A 14,613-nucleotide genomic window follows, 5' to 3' on the forward strand; every position below is an offset into this window, starting at 1 on the left:
TCAGCCGAACTGCTTGCGCAGCCGCGCCAGCAGATTGCGCGCGCTGTAGTAGTCCAGGCGGAAGGTGTCCAGGCCTGCGGCGTACACCTGCCTAGCCTTCACCGCCGGATTGCCGGCCAGGAAGGGATTGGCCAGCACCTGAGGCACCTGGTCCTGGTCGGCGTTGAACAGGATCATCGATTTGCCTTGCAGGCCGTCGGCGAACTTCTCGCCGGTCAGCTGGATGATGTCGTGACGCACGCCCATGCTGGTATTGCCTTTGACGCTGTCCGGCGCGGTGGCCAATTCAAAGCCCAGCGACTGCAGCAGCTTGCCTTGCGCCGATTGCGGGGTCCACAGATTGGCGCCGGAGCCATCCTCGTAATAAACCAATGCCGCCGTCGGCTGCGGCGGCAGCTTCAGCGCGGTTTTCACCTGTGCCGCTTCGGCGTCGAAGCCGGCGATGGCGGCGCGGGCATCGGCCTCGCGGCCGCTGGCCCGGCCCAACAGCGTCGCCAGCTCCTGCCAGCTCTTGTCGTCGTAATTCACCACCAGGGTCGGGGCCATCTGGCTCAGCTGTTCGTACAGTTTCAGCGCGGAGTCGCCGCCGGTGCCGGCCATCACGATCAGGTCCGGCTGGGCGGCGATGATGGCCTCGGCGTTGGGTTCGCCCTGGTACAGCGGCGTCACGCCGCGTTGCTTGGCCACCGCGCTCCACTGGGTGAAGAAGCCTTGCTCGTCGGTGACTTTGGAATGGGCGGCGCTGGCCCCGCTGGCGACCACCGGCGCGTTGATGGCGAGCAGGGTGCCGGTCAGCGTCACGCTGGTGGAGACGATGCGTTGCGGCATCTTGTCCAGCGTCACCTTGCCCTTGGGTGTGTCCAGCGTGCGCGGCCAGCCGGCGGAAGCGGCGGCCGCGTCTTCGGATTGGGCGGGAGCGTCGCAGGCTGAGAGCAATGCGGCGAAGCCGGCTGCGGCGGCCAGGCGCAGCGCGTCGCGGCGCGTGGCGTGGAGGAGCGGCATGGAGTGTTTCCTTTGCATTCGAGAGCGTCCGGCGATTTTATTGCAAGTGATAAGTATTATCATTAACATTGTCGCCGATGCCAAGATTCCCGTCTCACATCCGGGAATTTGCCTGCAAGCTCTTGCGAGCGGCGGATGGGCGCGGGCGCTGCGCCCGGCTTGTACGCCGTTCGACTTCTGGACTCGATTGAGCCCGAAGCAGGAGCCGCCAAGTCCGCTTTTCGATGACTGCATGCGTCCGCGTGAGCAGCTTCAGGGGGCTTGATGGTCCCCGCTTTCGCGGCTGGAATGCACTGAAATATGCGGATATTGACGGTTGTTGCGATGGCGGCGGGCTTGGCCGGCTGCAGGGGGACGGAGCCAGCGCCGGAGGCGGACAAGCCGCCAGAAGTGGGGGTGGTGAAGCTGGAGACGAAAGACGTGGCGATACGGGCCGAATTGGCCGGCCGCACCGTCGCCTACCGCAGCGCCGAAGTCAGGCCGCAGGTGAACGGCATCGTGCTGAAACGGCATTTCACCGAGGGCAGCCTGGTCAAGGCCGGCGACCTGCTGTACCAGATCGATCCGGCCGGCTATCAGGCGGCTTTGCAGCAAGCGGAGGCGACATTGGCCTCCGCCCGCGCCGCATTGGGCAGCCTGAAGGGACGCGCCGAACGCTATGCCGAATTGGCCAAGATAGCCGGGGTCAGCCGCCAGGAGCGCGAGGAGGCGGACGCCGATTACCGCAAGGGCCTGGCGGCGGTAAAAGCCGGCGAGGCGGCGGTGGCGGCGGCCAGGGTGGACCTATCCCGCACCCGCGTGCTGGCGCCGATTTCCGGCCGCATCGGCCGCTCCGCCATCAGCGAGGGCGCGCTGGTCACGGCAGGCCAGAGCGCGGCGCTGGCCACCATCCAGCAGCTGGACCCGATGTATGTCGACATCGTCCAATCCAGCCAGGATCTGCTGGCGTTCAAGCGCCGGCAAGCCGAAGGCGAGCTTGAGCCCGCCGGCGCCGCCGCCAGGCTCAAGCTGGAGGACGGCGCGCCATACCGGCATGCCGGCAAGCTGCGCTTCACCGAATTGAATGTGGACCGCGTCTCCGGCGCGGTGACCTTGCGCGCCGAATTCCCCAATCCCGAGGGCCTGCTGCTGCCCGGCATGTATGTGCGCGCCGAGCTGGAGCAGGGTGTGCGCCGCCAGGCGGTATTGGCGCCGCAGCAAGGCGTGGCGCGCGATGACAAGGGCCGCGCCACCGCGTTGGTGCTGGGTGCCGGCGGCAAGGTGGAACAGCGGATATTGACGACCGAGGGCACCCACGGCGCTTACTGGCTGGTGACGACGGGGCTGAAGGCCGGCGACCGGTTGATCGTCGACGGCCTGCAGCGGGCCCGCCCGGGCGAGACGGCGACGCCGGTGGCCTTGCCGGCCCTGGCCGGGAGGAGCTGAGCGATGCTGGCGCGTTTCTTCATAGACCGCCCGGTGTTCGCCTGGGTGCTGGCCATCGTCATCATGCTGGCCGGCCTGTTCGCGCTGCGCGCGCTGCCGGTGTCGCAATATCCGGACATCGCTCCGCCGACGGTGATGGTCAGCGCCAGCTACCCCGGCGCGTCCGCCCAGGTGGTGGAGACCAGCGTGATCCAGGTGCTGGAGCAGGAGTTGAAAGGTCTGGACAATCTGATGTATTTCAGTTCCACCAGTTCCTCGTCCGGCCAGGCCGAGATCATGCTCACCTTCCGCCAGGGCGCCAACGCCGACACCGCTCAGGTGCAGGTGCAGAACAAGGTCAGCCAGATGCTGGCGCGGCTGCCGCAGCAGGTGCAGCAGAACGGCTTGTCGGTGCAGAAGATGCAGGGCGACTTCCTGTTGATCGCTTCCTTTTACGATGTCAGCGGTCAGCGCGGCGATACCGATATCGCCGACTGGCTAGCCAGCAATGTGCAGGACCCGCTGAGCCGGGTGGACGGCGTCGGCTCGGTGCGGGCCTTCGGCGCGCCGTACGCGATGCGAGTGTGGCTAGACCCGCACAAGCTCAACAGCTACGGCCTGATTCCGTCCGACGTCAGCGCCGCCATCTCCAAGCAGAACACCGAGGTCTCGGTCGGCGAGCTGGGCGCCTTGCCGTCGCCGCCGGGCCAGCAGCTGAACGCGATGGTCACCGCCTGGTCGCGGCTGTCCACGCCGGAGCAGTTCCGCGGCATCGTGCTCAAGGCGCTGCCGGACGGCGGCGCGGTGCGGCTGGGCGACGTGGCGCGGGTAGAGCTGGGGCAGGAGGATTACAGCAGCAGCTCGCGGCTGAACGGCCATCCGGCCTCGGGCCTGGCGGTGATGCTGGCGCCGGGCGCCAACGCGTTGGCCACCGCTGAGGCGGTGAAGGCGCGCGTCGCCGAGCTGGAGCGCAACTTCCCGCCAGGCATCCGCGTCGCCTATCCGGAGGACACCACCCATTTTGTCCGGCTGTCGATACGCGCGGTGATGGAGACGCTGCTGGAGGCGGTGGCGCTGGTGGTGCTGGTGATGTACGTGTTCCTGCGCAACTGGCGCGCGACGCTGATTCCGGCGCTGACGGTGCCGGTGGTGCTGCTGGGCACCTTCGGCGTGCTGGCGGCGGCCGGCTTCGGCATCAACACGCTGACGCTGTTCGGCATGGTGCTAGCCATCGGCCTGCTGGTGGACGACGCCATCGTGGTGGTGGAAAACGTCGAGCGGGTGATGAGCGAGGAGGGGCTGGACGCGCGCGCGGCCACCGTCCGCTCGATGGGCGAGATCGGCGGCGCGCTGGTCGGCATCGGCCTGGTGCTGGGCGCGGTGTTCCTGCCGATGGCTTTCTTCGGCGGCTCGGTCGGCGTCATCTATCGCCAGTTCTCGATCACTATCGTCGCGGCGATGGCCTTGTCGGTGCTGACCGCGCTGACCTTGACGCCGGCCTTGTGCGCGACGCTGCTGCGGCCGCATGCGCCGTCCGAACGCGGCCCGCTGGCGGCGTTCGAGCGCCGCTTCAATCATTTGCAGTCCGCCTACGCCGGCCGCTGGCTGCCGGCCTGGCTGCGTCGCCCTTTGCGCGGTGGTTTGGTCTACCTGGCGCTGGCGGCCGGCCTGGCGGCGCTTTATCCACGGCTGCCGACGGCCTTCATTCCGGATGAAGACCAGGGCACGGTGATGGCGCAGTTCACGCTGCCCGCCGGCGCTACCCACGAGCGCGCGGACAAGGTGGCGCGCGCGGTGGAAAAGCATTTTCTGGAAACCGAAAAGGCTAATGTCGAGTCGGTGTACATGCTGTCAGGCTTCAGCTTCGGCGGCTCCGGCCAGAACGCCGGCATGGCTTTCGTCGCGTTGAAAGACTGGTCGCAACGGCGCGGCCAGCAGAACAGCGCCCAGGCGATAGCCGACCGCGCCACCGCCGCGCTGGCTTCGCAGCGGGACGCCGAGGTGTTCGGCATGGTGCTGCCGCCTATCGGCGGGCTGGGCCAGACCAACGGTTTCGAATTCTGGCTGCAGGACGCGTCGGGATTGGGGCGCGAAGGCCTGGCCAAGGCGCGCGACCAGCTGCTGAAGGCTGCCCAGGGCGACGATAGGCTGAGCGCGGTGCGCTCCGGCGCCGCCGACGACAAGCCGCAATTGCGGCTGGATGTGGACCAGAGCAAGGCCGCGGCGCTGGGGCTGGACCCGGCCAATGTCGCCGACACGCTGGGCGCCGCCTGGGGCGGGCGCTATATCAATGATTTCATCGACCGCGGCCGGGTGAAGAAGGTGATGATGCAGGCCGACGCGCCGTATCGTTCCAAGCCTGAGGATCTGGGCCTGTGGTTCGTCCGCGGCGCCGACGGCACGATGACGCCGTTTTCTGCCTTCGCCCGCGCGCGCTGGGAATATGGCCCGGCGCAGCTGAACCGCTACAACGGTTTGCCGGCGCTGCCCTTGTCGGGCTCGGCCGCCGCCGGCGTCAGTTCCGGCGAGGCGATGAAGGCGGTGGAGGCGATAGCCGGCAAGCTGCCGGGCACGCAGTACGAGTGGAGCGGCCTGTCTTATCAGGATCGGCTGTCCAGCGGCCAGACGCCGCTGCTGTACGCGGTGTCGATATTGTTCGTCTTCCTGTGCCTGGCGGCGCTGTACGAAAGCTGGCTGGTGCCATGCGCCGCCATGACGGCGATTCCGCTGGGCGTGCTGGGCGCGGTGCTGGCGGTGATGGCGCGCGGCCTGTCCAACGACATCTATTTCCAGGTGGGTTTGCTGACGACGATGGGCCTGTCGGCCAAGAACGCCATCCTGATCATCGAGTTCGCCGAGGCGGCGATCCGGCGCGGCGACGATGCGCTGAGCGCGGCGCTGGCCGCCGCCCGCCAGCGGCTGCGGCCTATCCTGATGACTTCGCTGGCCTTCGGCGTCGGCGTTGCGCCGCTGGTCTGGGCCGGCGGGCCGGGGGCCGGCAGCCAGAACGCGATAGGCGCGGCGGTACTGGGCGGCGTGGTGTCGGCCACGCTGCTGACGCTGTTCTTCGTGCCGCTGGCGCATCTGCTGATACGCGGTCTGGCCGGCCGCGTCGCGCAGCGGCGTTTGAAACTGGCGGAGGCGCGCGGATGAAACCAATCCCCATTTTGCTGGTTTGCGTAGGCCTGGCCGCTTGCGCCGCGCCGCAGCCGGATTACCGGCGGCCCGCCGCGCCGGTGCCGGCGCATTGGCCGGCGGCGGACGCGGAAAGCGGACAGGCCGATGTGGCCTGGCGGCGCTTCTTCGTCGACGAGGGCCTGCGCGAAACCATCGCCCAGGCGCTGGCGAATAACCGCGATTTGCGCGCAGCGGTCGCCAATGTGCAGGCGGCGCGGGCGCAGTATCGGGTGCAGGACGCGGCGCGGCTGCCGACCGTGCAGTTGCAGGGCAACGCCAACCGCCAGCTCACTCGCGGCGGCGATCCGTCGCTGGCGGCTGACAGCCGCGGCGTCAGCGCAGGGTTAGGCGTCAGCGCGTTCGAGCTGGACCTGTTCGGCCGCGTGAAGAGCTTGAGCGACGCGCAGTGGCGACGCTATCTGGCCAGCGAAGCCGGCGCGCAGGCGGCGCGGGTCAGCCTGATCTCGGAAACCGCCAATGCTTATTTGACCTTGGCCGCCGACCGCAGCCAGTTGGCCGCGGCGCGGGCGACGCTGCAAAGCGCCGAGCGCTCGCTGGCGCTGACGCGCGAGCGGCTGCGCCTGGGCGCGGCTTCGGCGCTGGACGTCAGCGCGATGAATACCGTGGCGCAGCAGGCGCGGGCCGATGTCGCCCGTTACCAGGGGCTGGCGGAACGGGACAGGCTGGCGTTGCAATTGCTGGTCGGCGCGGAGCTTGGCGAGGCGAGGCTGCCGGCGGCGCTGGAGGACAAGCCTTACACGCTGGCGGCGCTGCCGGTGGACGCGCCGGCCGATGCCTTGCTGCGCCGGCCGGACGTCCGCCAGGCGGAAAACCTGCTGCGGGCCGCCCATGCGGATGTAGACGCCGCGCGGGCGGGGCTGTGGCCCAGGCTGGGACTCAGCGCCAGCTCAGGACTCAGCGGCGTGACGCTGGCCGGTCTGCTGAACGCGCCTGCGCGGGCCTTGAGCCTGGCGCTGGACGCCAGTTTGCCATTATTGGATGGCGGAGCGGCCAAGGCCGGCGCGGACCAGGCGGAGGCGCAGCGGCTGGCGGCGCTGGCCGCTTACGAGAAAGCCCTGCAGAGCGGGTTTCGCGAAGTGGCCGACGCCTTGAGCCAGCGCCAGGCGCTGGCGGAGGAGAGGCAGGCGCGGCAGGCGACGCTCGCCAGCGCGGAAGCGTCGCTGCGGCTGGCGGAAGCGCGCTATCGGCAAGGGCTGGACGGCTATCTGAGCCTGCTGGAGGCTCAACGGACGGCGCAAGCGGCGCGCCAGCAGTGGATCAGCGCCAGCCTGGCCGAGGGGGAGAACATGGCGGCGTTGTATCGCGCGCTGGGCGGTGGTCTGGAGGGATAGCGCGGGTGAGAGGCCGGGCCGTCAGTTCTGGATGTCCAGCCGCGGCAGTTGCTCGCCGGCCATCTGGTTTTCCGGGAAGTAGGGGAAGATCAGTTCTATCCTGACGCCGTCCGGATCGTCGATGAACAACTGGTGCTCGCCCAGCTCCGGCACCACGCGCTCGTGGAAGTTTTGCCCCAGCGACAGCAGCCGCATTTGCATGTCCATCAGATTTTGCCCGCGCAGCGCGATGTGGTCGACGCGGCCGGAGCCGGCCCTGGCTGCGCGGCCGCCCAGATATGCTTCCAGTTCGGCATTGTCCGCGCTTGCCGCCACCAAGTGCAGCACCGGCCTGCCGCCGGCGTACAACCATTTCCCGGCAAAGCGAAAACCCGGGCGCGGGCCGTCGCTCAGGCCCAGCACCCGCTGATAGAAGGCCGCGCTGGTTTCCAGGTTGGCGGCGCGTATCGTGAAATGGTCGATTCCCTGGATGTTCATCGCGATCCCTCCTGCGCCGCCGGGGCGGCGCGATAAAGTCACAGCCGGGTGATGACGGAGTCGGCCGGCAAGCGGGACTTTGGCAACTTGGCGTTGAAGTCTTTGTCCGAGCGGCGGCCCAGCGCGACGATCACCGAGGCGACCAGTCCCTTCTCCCGCAATCCCAATTCCTCGCTCAGCGCTCGCTGGTCGAAGCCTTCTATCGGGCAGGCGTCGATTTCCAGCGCCGAGGCACCCAGCAGAAGGGTGCCGACGGCCAGGTAAACCTGCTTTTCCAGCCAATGCGAGGCATCACGCAGTTCGAAGCGATGCATGTCGGCGAAGAGCGAGCGTGTCTTGAGCTGGCCTGCGCGGGCTTCGGCGCCGGCGAAGCGGCCGTCGCGCTCTTCCTGGTCCAGCAGCGTCTGCAGGTAGGCATCGTCCAGCGCGATGCGGGTGCAGAATACCACCACGTGGGAGGCGTTGAGCACCTTGGCCTGGTTGAAGGCATAGCCGTCGGCGGTGGCCTTGGCGACGCGGGCCTTGCCTTCTTCGCTGCCGGCGATGAAGAAATGCCAGGGCTGGGAGTTGGTGGACGAGGGGCTGTGGCGCAGCAGCGTTTCGATCTGCTCCAACTGATCCGGGCTCAGCGTGAAGTCGGGATCGAAGGCTTTGGTGGTGTAGCGGGTTTTGGCGTAGTGGGCGATGTTCATGGTGTTTGCCTTGGGTGTCTGTGATCGGTTGGCCTGCGTTTTCGGTTCGCGCGGGATAGGAGGCCCAGTTAATGCATGATCCTTTGCAAACTGCGAGAGAAAAACTAGTTCTTGCCAGAATCACTTACTTGGTTTTTTTGAAAATAGCCGAAAACGCGCCGGATCTTTCGGCTCACGGGCTCAAGCGGTTTGTCCGTCCAGCCATGCCTGGTCGAGCTCCCGCATTCGCTTGAACCACTGTTTCTTCATGTATTCCAGGTAGGCGGGCGGAGCCTTGGCGAAATCATTTTCATCCTGGTAGCAGCCGGGCAGCGGCGGTTCGAACAGCGAGCCGCCTTCGCGGCGCAGCAGGTCGCGCTGGGCGCCGGCGCTGCAGTCTGCAGGGAGGCGCAGGCCTTCCACCTCTCCTGTTTTCTGATCGCGGTTGCGCACGCCGTAGCGGTCGGCGCCGCGCAGGCCGAACTTGCCCTTGCCGGCGTGCAGGATCAGCTTGTACTCGTTGGGACTGACGTCGCTGGTACAGGTCTGGCGATAAGCCAGCGCCACCGCGCGCGCGCCGTCCCGGCCCAGTATAGGGAAGCTTACTGCCGGCAGGTCGAATTCCGCGCTGGCATCGAACAGGCATTGATCCACGCCGTCATTCAGCGCCCACAGGCGTTTGGGGCGTCCCGCGTCCACGCGGTATTGCGCCGTGTACAGGCGCGACGATTCGGTTTCGTCGCTGGCTCGGTCCTCATGGGTTTCGCCCAGCACCAGCAGATTGTCGCCTGCGCTGTCCCGCCAGCTATAGGCCGCCACCAGCTTGCCCTTGACCTCCACGCCCTTGGGAATGGTAGCCGCCCGGCTGACCGGGCCTGGCTTCGCCGGGACCTCGGCGGCAGGTTGCGCGCCGCCTTGTCCATGGCAGCCGGCCAAGGCCAATAGCAGGGCGGCAAGAGGGGGGCGGGCGGGAAAACGGCGCATATTCGAATCCGTAGGCAAACGAAAGGCCGGAATATTACGCAATCCGCGAAGACGGGAAAAGTCTGTTCTTTCAATGGATATGTCGGGAGCGAAAAACGGAGGCGGTTTATTTTATCGATATATATGTTCGTACATGGACGGTTGCCGAATGAGCGAATTTATTGATAGATTCTGGTTTGGGGTTTGGTGATATGATTCGTTTTTCTTAAAACCTCCTAAAGCGTAATTTGTAGCTATATGAACAGTTTTATTTCTGATTATATCGACTCGAATCTGCGCAGGCGGCAGAGGAAACGCCCCGCAGGCGGAAGACTGCCGGGTGGGCGATGACGGGCATCAATTTCCAAAGCGACAGGTTTTACGCGACCAACGCGTCATTCACCGCCACCGACGCGGTGATGGAATTCACCCGGCCGCTGCGCAGCCTGAAAATCGCTTATTTCACTTTCGATCGGCATTACGCTGATGGCTCCCGCATCGCCCTGACCAATTCTCCGGACTGGATCCAGCATTATTGGCGGCAGGAAATGTTCCAGCTGGCGGTGTTCGAAAAGGATTCGGACAATTTCACCGACGGCTACGTGTTCTGGAACTGGCTGAACCGCGAGCCCATTTATTCGGCGGCGGCGCTGTTCGGCATTGACAACGGCGTGACGCTGATCGAGCGCAGCGAGGGCTACTGCGACTTCTTCCACTTCGGCTCGGTTTACGACAACAGCGTCAACAATGACTATCTGGCCGGCAAGATGGCCTATCTGCATCAGTTCGTCTCGCTGTTCAAGTACAAGCTGCACGACGTGATCGAATCCGCCGGCCATGACCGGATCTACCTGCCGGAATCGGCCAAAGGCAAGCTGATCCTGGACAGCGACATCAACCACGACATGCTGGTTTCCGACTTCTACAGCCTGATGGACCGCCGCGATGTGTCGCGCATCTATCTGGGAGACGCGGACCATAACGCCTACCTGACCAAGAAGGAAGTGGCGCTGATGCGCGAACTGGTGGGCGGGGCGTCCTGTGCCGAGGCGGCCGTTTCGCTGGACATCACCAGCGACGCGGTCAACAAACACATCAAGAATATCAAGGAGCGGCTCAATTGCCGGTCGCTGTGCCAGCTGGGCTTTGTGATCGGCAAGCTGAGCGCGCGCAATATTTACCCCTTTTCCGTGGCGAGTGGTGCAAACAAATGAAGATATGGCTGGACACGATAGACATTGACGCCATCCGCAAGGCCCAGGCCATGGGCGTGCTGGCCGGCGTAACGACCAATCCGTCGATCCTGGCGACGTCCAACCGGGATGTGGAGGCGGTGCTGGGCGAGATACTGGATGCTCAGAGCGGCCCGCTGGCGGTGCAGGTGGCGGCGCGCGGACTGGACGGCATGCTGGCGCAGGCCCGGCGCATCGCCGGCATCAGTCCCAGGATGGTCGTCAAGATTCCGGCGACGGAGGATGGCTTCCGCGCAATGTCTATTCTCGAACGCGAGGGCATCTCCACGCTGGCGACCACCATTTTCGAGACCCGGCAGCTGGCGCTGGCGGCGCTGGCCGGCGCCAGCTACGCGGCGCCCTATGTGAACCGGATAGAGCTTTCCACCGGCAACGCCTTCGAGGTGCTGGAGCAGTCGCAGCGGCTGCTGGACGCTTACGGCTACAAGACCGCCATCCTGGCGGCGGCGGTCAAAACGGTGGATCAGTTCCTGCGCTGCGCGCAAACCGGGGTGGCCGCGGCCACGCTGCCGGTGGAGGTGTTCCAGCAGCTCCACGCGTCCAGCGAGGACATCGAGCAAAGCCTGCGCAAGTTCGACGCGGCATGGCAGAGCAACGGGCTGACGCGGGACGCCGCGCTGTTCAAGGCGTGAGAAGGCAAGAAAGCAAATGATGAATCGTGATGACGCGCTGTTGAAGAAAACCATCATCCTGGTGACCTGCACCTTCTTCCTGTGGGGCATGTCCTACGGCTTGCTGGATGTGCTGAACAAGCATTTCCAGCAGGCGATGCGGTTGTCCAAGGCGGATTCCGGCTGGCTGCAGACCGCTTATTTCCTGGCCTATTTCGTGATCGCCATCCCGGCGGCCTTGTTCAACGAGCGCTTCGGCTACAAGCGCGGGCTGATCGCCGGCTTGTGCTTCTTCGCCGTCGGCGCGCTGTTGTTCATCCCGTCGCTGCTGAACGCCAGCTTCCTGGCCTTCGTGCTGTCGCTGTTCGTGCTGGCTTGCGGGTCGGGCTTCCTGGAAACCACCGCCAACCCCTATATTTCTCTGCTGGGGGACGAGAACCGTTCCGAGCGGCGGCTGAACATGGCCCAGGCTTTTTGCGGACTGGGCACCGTGGTGGGGCCGTTGATCGGCGGAGCCTTCTTCTTCAAGCTGGGCAATAGCGCGCCCTCTGGCGCGCAGCACGACATGGTGATGCAGGTCTATGCATGGATCGCCGCATTCGTGGCGCTGTTGGCGCTGGCCATCGCCAGAACGCCGATGCCGGATGCGGGACGGTATGAGGCCGCCGCCAGAGAGGTAGGGCGGCCGCTGATCCGCAACGGGCGCTTCGTGTTCGGGGTGCTGGCGCAGTTCCTCTACGTGGCGGCTCAGGTCGGGATCGGCGCCTTCTTCATCAATTACGCGATGGAGAGCGGCATGCGGCTGAACGCGCAGTCGGCGGCCTGGTTGCTGTCGTTGGCGATGATGCTGTTCATGGTGGGGCGCTTCGTCGGCACTTTCGCCATCGGCCGGCTGTCCGCAGGCCGATTGCTGATGCTGTTCGCCTTTGCCGACATCCTGCTGTCGCTGGTGGTGGTGACCATGGGCGGCGCCATCGCGGTGGGCGCGTTGACCCTGATGTTCTTCTTCATGTCCATCATGTTTCCCACCATTTTCTCGCTGGCGATCAAGGGACTGGAGCGCCAGACCAAGCGCGCGAGCTCCATCCTGGCGATGTCGGTGAGCGGCGGGGCCGTTTATCCCTATTTGATGGGTTATGTGTCCGATCATTACGGCACGCCGCTGGCGTATGCGATCCCCTTGGCCAGCTTCATCGTGATCTTCCTGTACAGCGTGTATCTGGAGAAAGAGAAGACCGCTCAGGTTGTGGTTGGCTCGATTTGAGGGAATGGGCGCAAGGAAGCCGGCGAAAGCCGGCTTTATTCGTTTTGGCGCGCAAATTTTCGCTGTTGCTCGGCTTTTGGGACAGGAAGAAGAAAGACTACAGAAATCTGTACTTATTTGCCGGCGCGGCATGGGATATCTTGGCGTCGTATGATTTTTTTCATGCTGCTCGGCAGTTTGATTCAGTACTGAACGATGCAGGAAAATCCCACCAGGAGCAACAGTGATGAATCCAAGCAGACTTGTCAAGGAAATAGCGGACGATGATTATGCTCTGGATGTGATTCAGGGCGATCAGGTGCTGGTCACCAGCCCGGTGATCGTCGGCGCAAAAGGATCGGAATGGGAAGGCTCGCTGGTATTCACCAAGGAATACCTGCTTTCCCTGATGCAGCTGGGGCTGAAGCACCGGCTGTTGAATCCGGACGATATTCATACCCCCTCCCTGTGACGGCGTAGCCAGTCCGATTACAACCGGAACGGACTGGCGTCACACCTGGCGTTGCGGCGCGATGTCCGCGTGGCGGCGAAGCGCGCCAGCTTGCCAACTGCCATGTAGCTTCCCCCCTAGCCAGCGTAGCCTGGCGCTTGTATCCCTAAGTACTCTCACCCCGTCAGCGCGGGCGCTGCCTCTCGCTTGCGTCCAGCCTTCCCGGCAATACCCGCCGTCGTTGGACGGCATTCGCGTGCTGCGAATGGTCTCGACAAAGACCTGCGTCCATTTCCGCTGTCAGATATGGGGTTGTGCGGCTTGACAATTATGTGGCGAATGCGGCACCTGTTCTAAAGGATGGATTTGGTGCGGCGCAATGCATCAAGGCGCGACCAGATGATTATTGATTTTCAGCGTTTTTAAACCCGCCACAGCTAGCGCCAGGACATAAGCATTTTTACTTAGTATTTTTCATTTTAGTGATGTGTAAATGAAATTGGGTAAATGTTTACAAATGCGGCGTTAAGAAATATTGCGATGGATGTCCGGCACTAATTAGGATTCTTCATGCAAAGTAAAGTATTTGCTCTGCATTGCAGTGGCATAAAGGCCGGAATATTCCATTGGCAGACCGGATGGCCGGCGCTTGCATTGATTCATTTCTTACGCAGGGAATAAAACATGAAATTGATAAAAGCCACGCTTCCCGCTTCAATATTGCTCATCGCTTGCCAGCAGCAGGCATGGGCGGCGGATACCGTGCCACAATTCAGCGACGTGGTGTATACGGAGATGTCCCCGGATAACGAGTCCACCATCCAGAAAATCGTGACGTCGGACGCATTTTTCAAACCATGGGCGTCATTGGCGCATTATCTCGGTTATGGCTGGGTAGGCGGCAATACCAACGGCAATACCGCGGTGGGCAAGGAGTTTGAATACCGGCGCATCGACACCATGTTGGACAATCTGTCGATGCCGGACAATAAATACCGCTACATGATGAATGCCAAGTACGATCCGAAAGGGCCAGGCGGGTATTGGGCCGACAAGCGTTTCCGCATGGCCTTTTCCAACATCCAGTGGATGATGGAGCCGGACGACATGAAACTGGGTTCGCCGGAGCTGTACAACAAGAAGCCGCTGAAAGTGGTGACGGTGGTGCTGGAAAATCACAGCGATCAGTCCGACACCGGCGTGGCCAACCTGAAATACGATTCCACGGTCAGCTGGTCCAAAGCCGACAAGATCAGCGTCAGCGGCAAGGTGACGATGACCAACAAGTGGACGGGCGGCTTGCCGCTGATCGGCGGGGCCGAGACCTCGGTGGCTGTGGAGATCGCTTCCGGGGCGGACTGGACCACCACCAACGGCACCAGCAGCACCACTTCGCAGACCGCGGAATACCGGGCGGTGCTGCCGCCCAAGAGCAAGCGGCTGATCACGCTGACGCTGTTCGAGCAGAAGGCCAACATTCCGTACACCTCCAAGATGTTCCTGACCTACGAGGCGGAGTTGTACAACTTCCTGCGCTACAGCGACAATGCGCTGAACGGCCATCCGTCCAACCGTCCGTTCTATCTGAGCAAGTTCGGCGGCAAGGACGGCCTGAACGGCGCGCAGGACCTGCTGTCGCAATACCTGAACCCGGCGACGTCGAAATGGGATTGGCCTTGGACGGTGAACCAGTACTCGCGCAGCACCATCGAGTACTACATCGGCTCGATTTCCAAGCGCAAGTTCAAGCAGCAGTTCACCGGGATGTTCAGCGCGGTGGACTCCACGGCCTACACCATCACGGCCGGTCCGGTGGAGCCGCTGAGCGCGCAGGCGCAGACCGCCCGCTCGGCCAGCCTGGGCGCGGCGGCCTCCGGCGGGATCCAGTATCGCGTGGTGAGCGGGGACCTGAAGGATGTGCCGGGCCGCTTGAAGAACCTGCGCTTCACGGTGGGCAAGCCGCAGGCCGCGCCGTCCGCCGCATCGCCGCTAAGGTGATCAGACCCAGA

General features: G+C 64.2%; 12 protein-coding genes. 8 read left to right on the forward strand and 4 right to left on the reverse strand.

Annotation, left to right across the window (positions count from 1 at the left end):
- On the reverse strand, positions 1-1,002 hold the full coding sequence (fepB, locus tag BKX93_RS01175; RefSeq protein ID WP_244887217.1) for a Fe2+-enterobactin ABC transporter substrate-binding protein: 1,002 nt from the start codon (positions 1,000-1,002) through the stop codon (positions 1-3).
- A 300-nt stretch (positions 1,003-1,302) separates the two neighbouring features.
- On the opposite strand from fepB, the gene BKX93_RS01180 reads away from it, so the two are divergent.
- Genes BKX93_RS01180 through BKX93_RS01190 form a run of 3 tightly spaced genes read left to right on the forward strand, consistent with a single transcriptional unit; the run spans position 1,303 to position 6,935 of the window.
- Entirely contained in the window at positions 1,303-2,427 is a 1,125-nt protein-coding gene (locus tag BKX93_RS01180; protein WP_070978248.1) for an efflux RND transporter periplasmic adaptor subunit, read from the forward strand.
- 3 nt (positions 2,428-2,430) lie between these two features.
- Positions 2,431-5,559 (forward strand): efflux RND transporter permease subunit, encoded by a 3,129-nt coding sequence (locus BKX93_RS01185; RefSeq protein WP_070978250.1) that lies wholly within the window; start codon positions 2,431-2,433, stop codon positions 5,557-5,559.
- Positions 5,556-6,935: an efflux transporter outer membrane subunit gene (locus BKX93_RS01190; RefSeq protein WP_046155832.1), complete on the forward strand. Its 1,380-nt coding sequence runs from the start codon at positions 5,556-5,558 to the stop codon at positions 6,933-6,935. Before BKX93_RS01185 ends, BKX93_RS01190 begins: the two co-directional genes overlap by 4 nt.
- A 21-nt stretch (positions 6,936-6,956) precedes the next feature.
- On the opposite strand, the gene BKX93_RS01195 is transcribed toward BKX93_RS01190, so the two are convergent.
- From BKX93_RS01195 to BKX93_RS01205, 3 genes are all read right to left on the reverse strand, one after another.
- Positions 6,957-7,412: a VOC family protein gene (locus tag BKX93_RS01195; RefSeq protein WP_046155833.1), complete on the reverse strand. Its 456-nt coding sequence runs from the start codon at positions 7,410-7,412 to the stop codon at positions 6,957-6,959.
- 38 nt (positions 7,413-7,450) lie between these two features.
- The gene (gene nfsB / locus BKX93_RS01200; protein WP_070978251.1) at positions 7,451-8,104 is read right to left on the reverse strand and encodes an oxygen-insensitive NAD(P)H nitroreductase; all 654 of its coding nucleotides are present in this window, start codon (positions 8,102-8,104) and stop codon (positions 7,451-7,453) included.
- Between the two features lie 180 nt (positions 8,105-8,284).
- Positions 8,285-9,067, reverse strand: a complete 783-nt coding sequence (locus tag BKX93_RS01205) for a M949_RS01915 family surface polysaccharide biosynthesis protein (RefSeq protein ID WP_070978252.1) — start codon at positions 9,065-9,067, stop codon at positions 8,285-8,287.
- Between the two features lie 326 nt (positions 9,068-9,393).
- On the opposite strand from BKX93_RS01205, the gene BKX93_RS01210 reads away from it, so the two are divergent.
- The 5 genes from BKX93_RS01210 (at position 9,394) to BKX93_RS01235 (ending at position 14,602) form a co-directional block, all read left to right on the forward strand.
- Positions 9,394-10,260, forward strand: coding sequence for a helix-turn-helix transcriptional regulator (locus tag BKX93_RS01210; protein WP_046166541.1), 867 nt, complete (start codon positions 9,394-9,396; stop codon positions 10,258-10,260).
- A complete protein-coding gene (locus BKX93_RS01215; protein WP_070978254.1) occupies positions 10,257-10,931 on the forward strand; it encodes a transaldolase family protein in 675 nt (224 codons plus the stop codon). The genes BKX93_RS01210 and BKX93_RS01215 overlap by 4 nt, the downstream gene beginning before the upstream one ends.
- 16 nt (positions 10,932-10,947) lie before the next feature.
- On the forward strand, positions 10,948-12,174 hold the full coding sequence (locus BKX93_RS01220) for a sugar MFS transporter (RefSeq protein WP_244887218.1): 1,227 nt from the start codon (positions 10,948-10,950) through the stop codon (positions 12,172-12,174).
- Positions 12,175-12,400: 226 nt separating this feature from the next.
- Positions 12,401-12,625, forward strand: coding sequence for a hypothetical protein (locus BKX93_RS01230; RefSeq protein WP_046155840.1), 225 nt, complete (start codon positions 12,401-12,403; stop codon positions 12,623-12,625).
- A gap of 663 nt (positions 12,626-13,288) precedes the next feature.
- Entirely contained in the window at positions 13,289-14,602 is a 1,314-nt protein-coding gene (locus BKX93_RS01235; protein WP_083340378.1) for an aerolysin family beta-barrel pore-forming toxin, read from the forward strand.
- Positions 14,603-14,613: the final 11 nt, after the last annotated feature.

Origin of the sequence: Chromobacterium vaccinii (genome assembly GCF_001855275.1) — a bacterium.
In the GTDB taxonomy this organism is placed as follows: Bacteria; Pseudomonadota; Gammaproteobacteria; order Burkholderiales; family Chromobacteriaceae; genus Chromobacterium; species Chromobacterium vaccinii.

Coding starts and splice junctions, on each gene's coding strand:
- BKX93_RS01195 (WP_046155833.1), bottom strand. CDS start 7,412: ATGAACATCCAGGGAATCGACCATTTCACGATACGCGCCGCCAACCTG.
- BKX93_RS01190 (WP_046155832.1), top strand. CDS start 5,556: ATGAAACCAATCCCCATTTTGCTGGTTTGCGTAGGCCTGGCCGCTTGC.
- fepB (WP_244887217.1), bottom strand. CDS start 1,002: ATGCCGCTCCTCCACGCCACGCGCCGCGACGCGCTGCGCCTGGCCGCC.
- BKX93_RS01230 (WP_046155840.1), top strand. CDS start 12,401: ATGAATCCAAGCAGACTTGTCAAGGAAATAGCGGACGATGATTATGCT.
- BKX93_RS01185 (WP_070978250.1), top strand. CDS start 2,431: ATGCTGGCGCGTTTCTTCATAGACCGCCCGGTGTTCGCCTGGGTGCTG.
- BKX93_RS01180 (WP_070978248.1), top strand. CDS start 1,303: ATGCGGATATTGACGGTTGTTGCGATGGCGGCGGGCTTGGCCGGCTGC.
- BKX93_RS01210 (WP_046166541.1), top strand. CDS start 9,394: ATGACGGGCATCAATTTCCAAAGCGACAGGTTTTACGCGACCAACGCG.
- BKX93_RS01215 (WP_070978254.1), top strand. CDS start 10,257: ATGAAGATATGGCTGGACACGATAGACATTGACGCCATCCGCAAGGCC.
- BKX93_RS01220 (WP_244887218.1), top strand. CDS start 10,948: ATGATGAATCGTGATGACGCGCTGTTGAAGAAAACCATCATCCTGGTG.
- BKX93_RS01205 (WP_070978252.1), bottom strand. CDS start 9,067: ATGCGCCGTTTTCCCGCCCGCCCCCCTCTTGCCGCCCTGCTATTGGCC.
- nfsB (WP_070978251.1), bottom strand. CDS start 8,104: ATGAACATCGCCCACTACGCCAAAACCCGCTACACCACCAAAGCCTTC.
- BKX93_RS01235 (WP_083340378.1), top strand. CDS start 13,289: ATGAAATTGATAAAAGCCACGCTTCCCGCTTCAATATTGCTCATCGCT.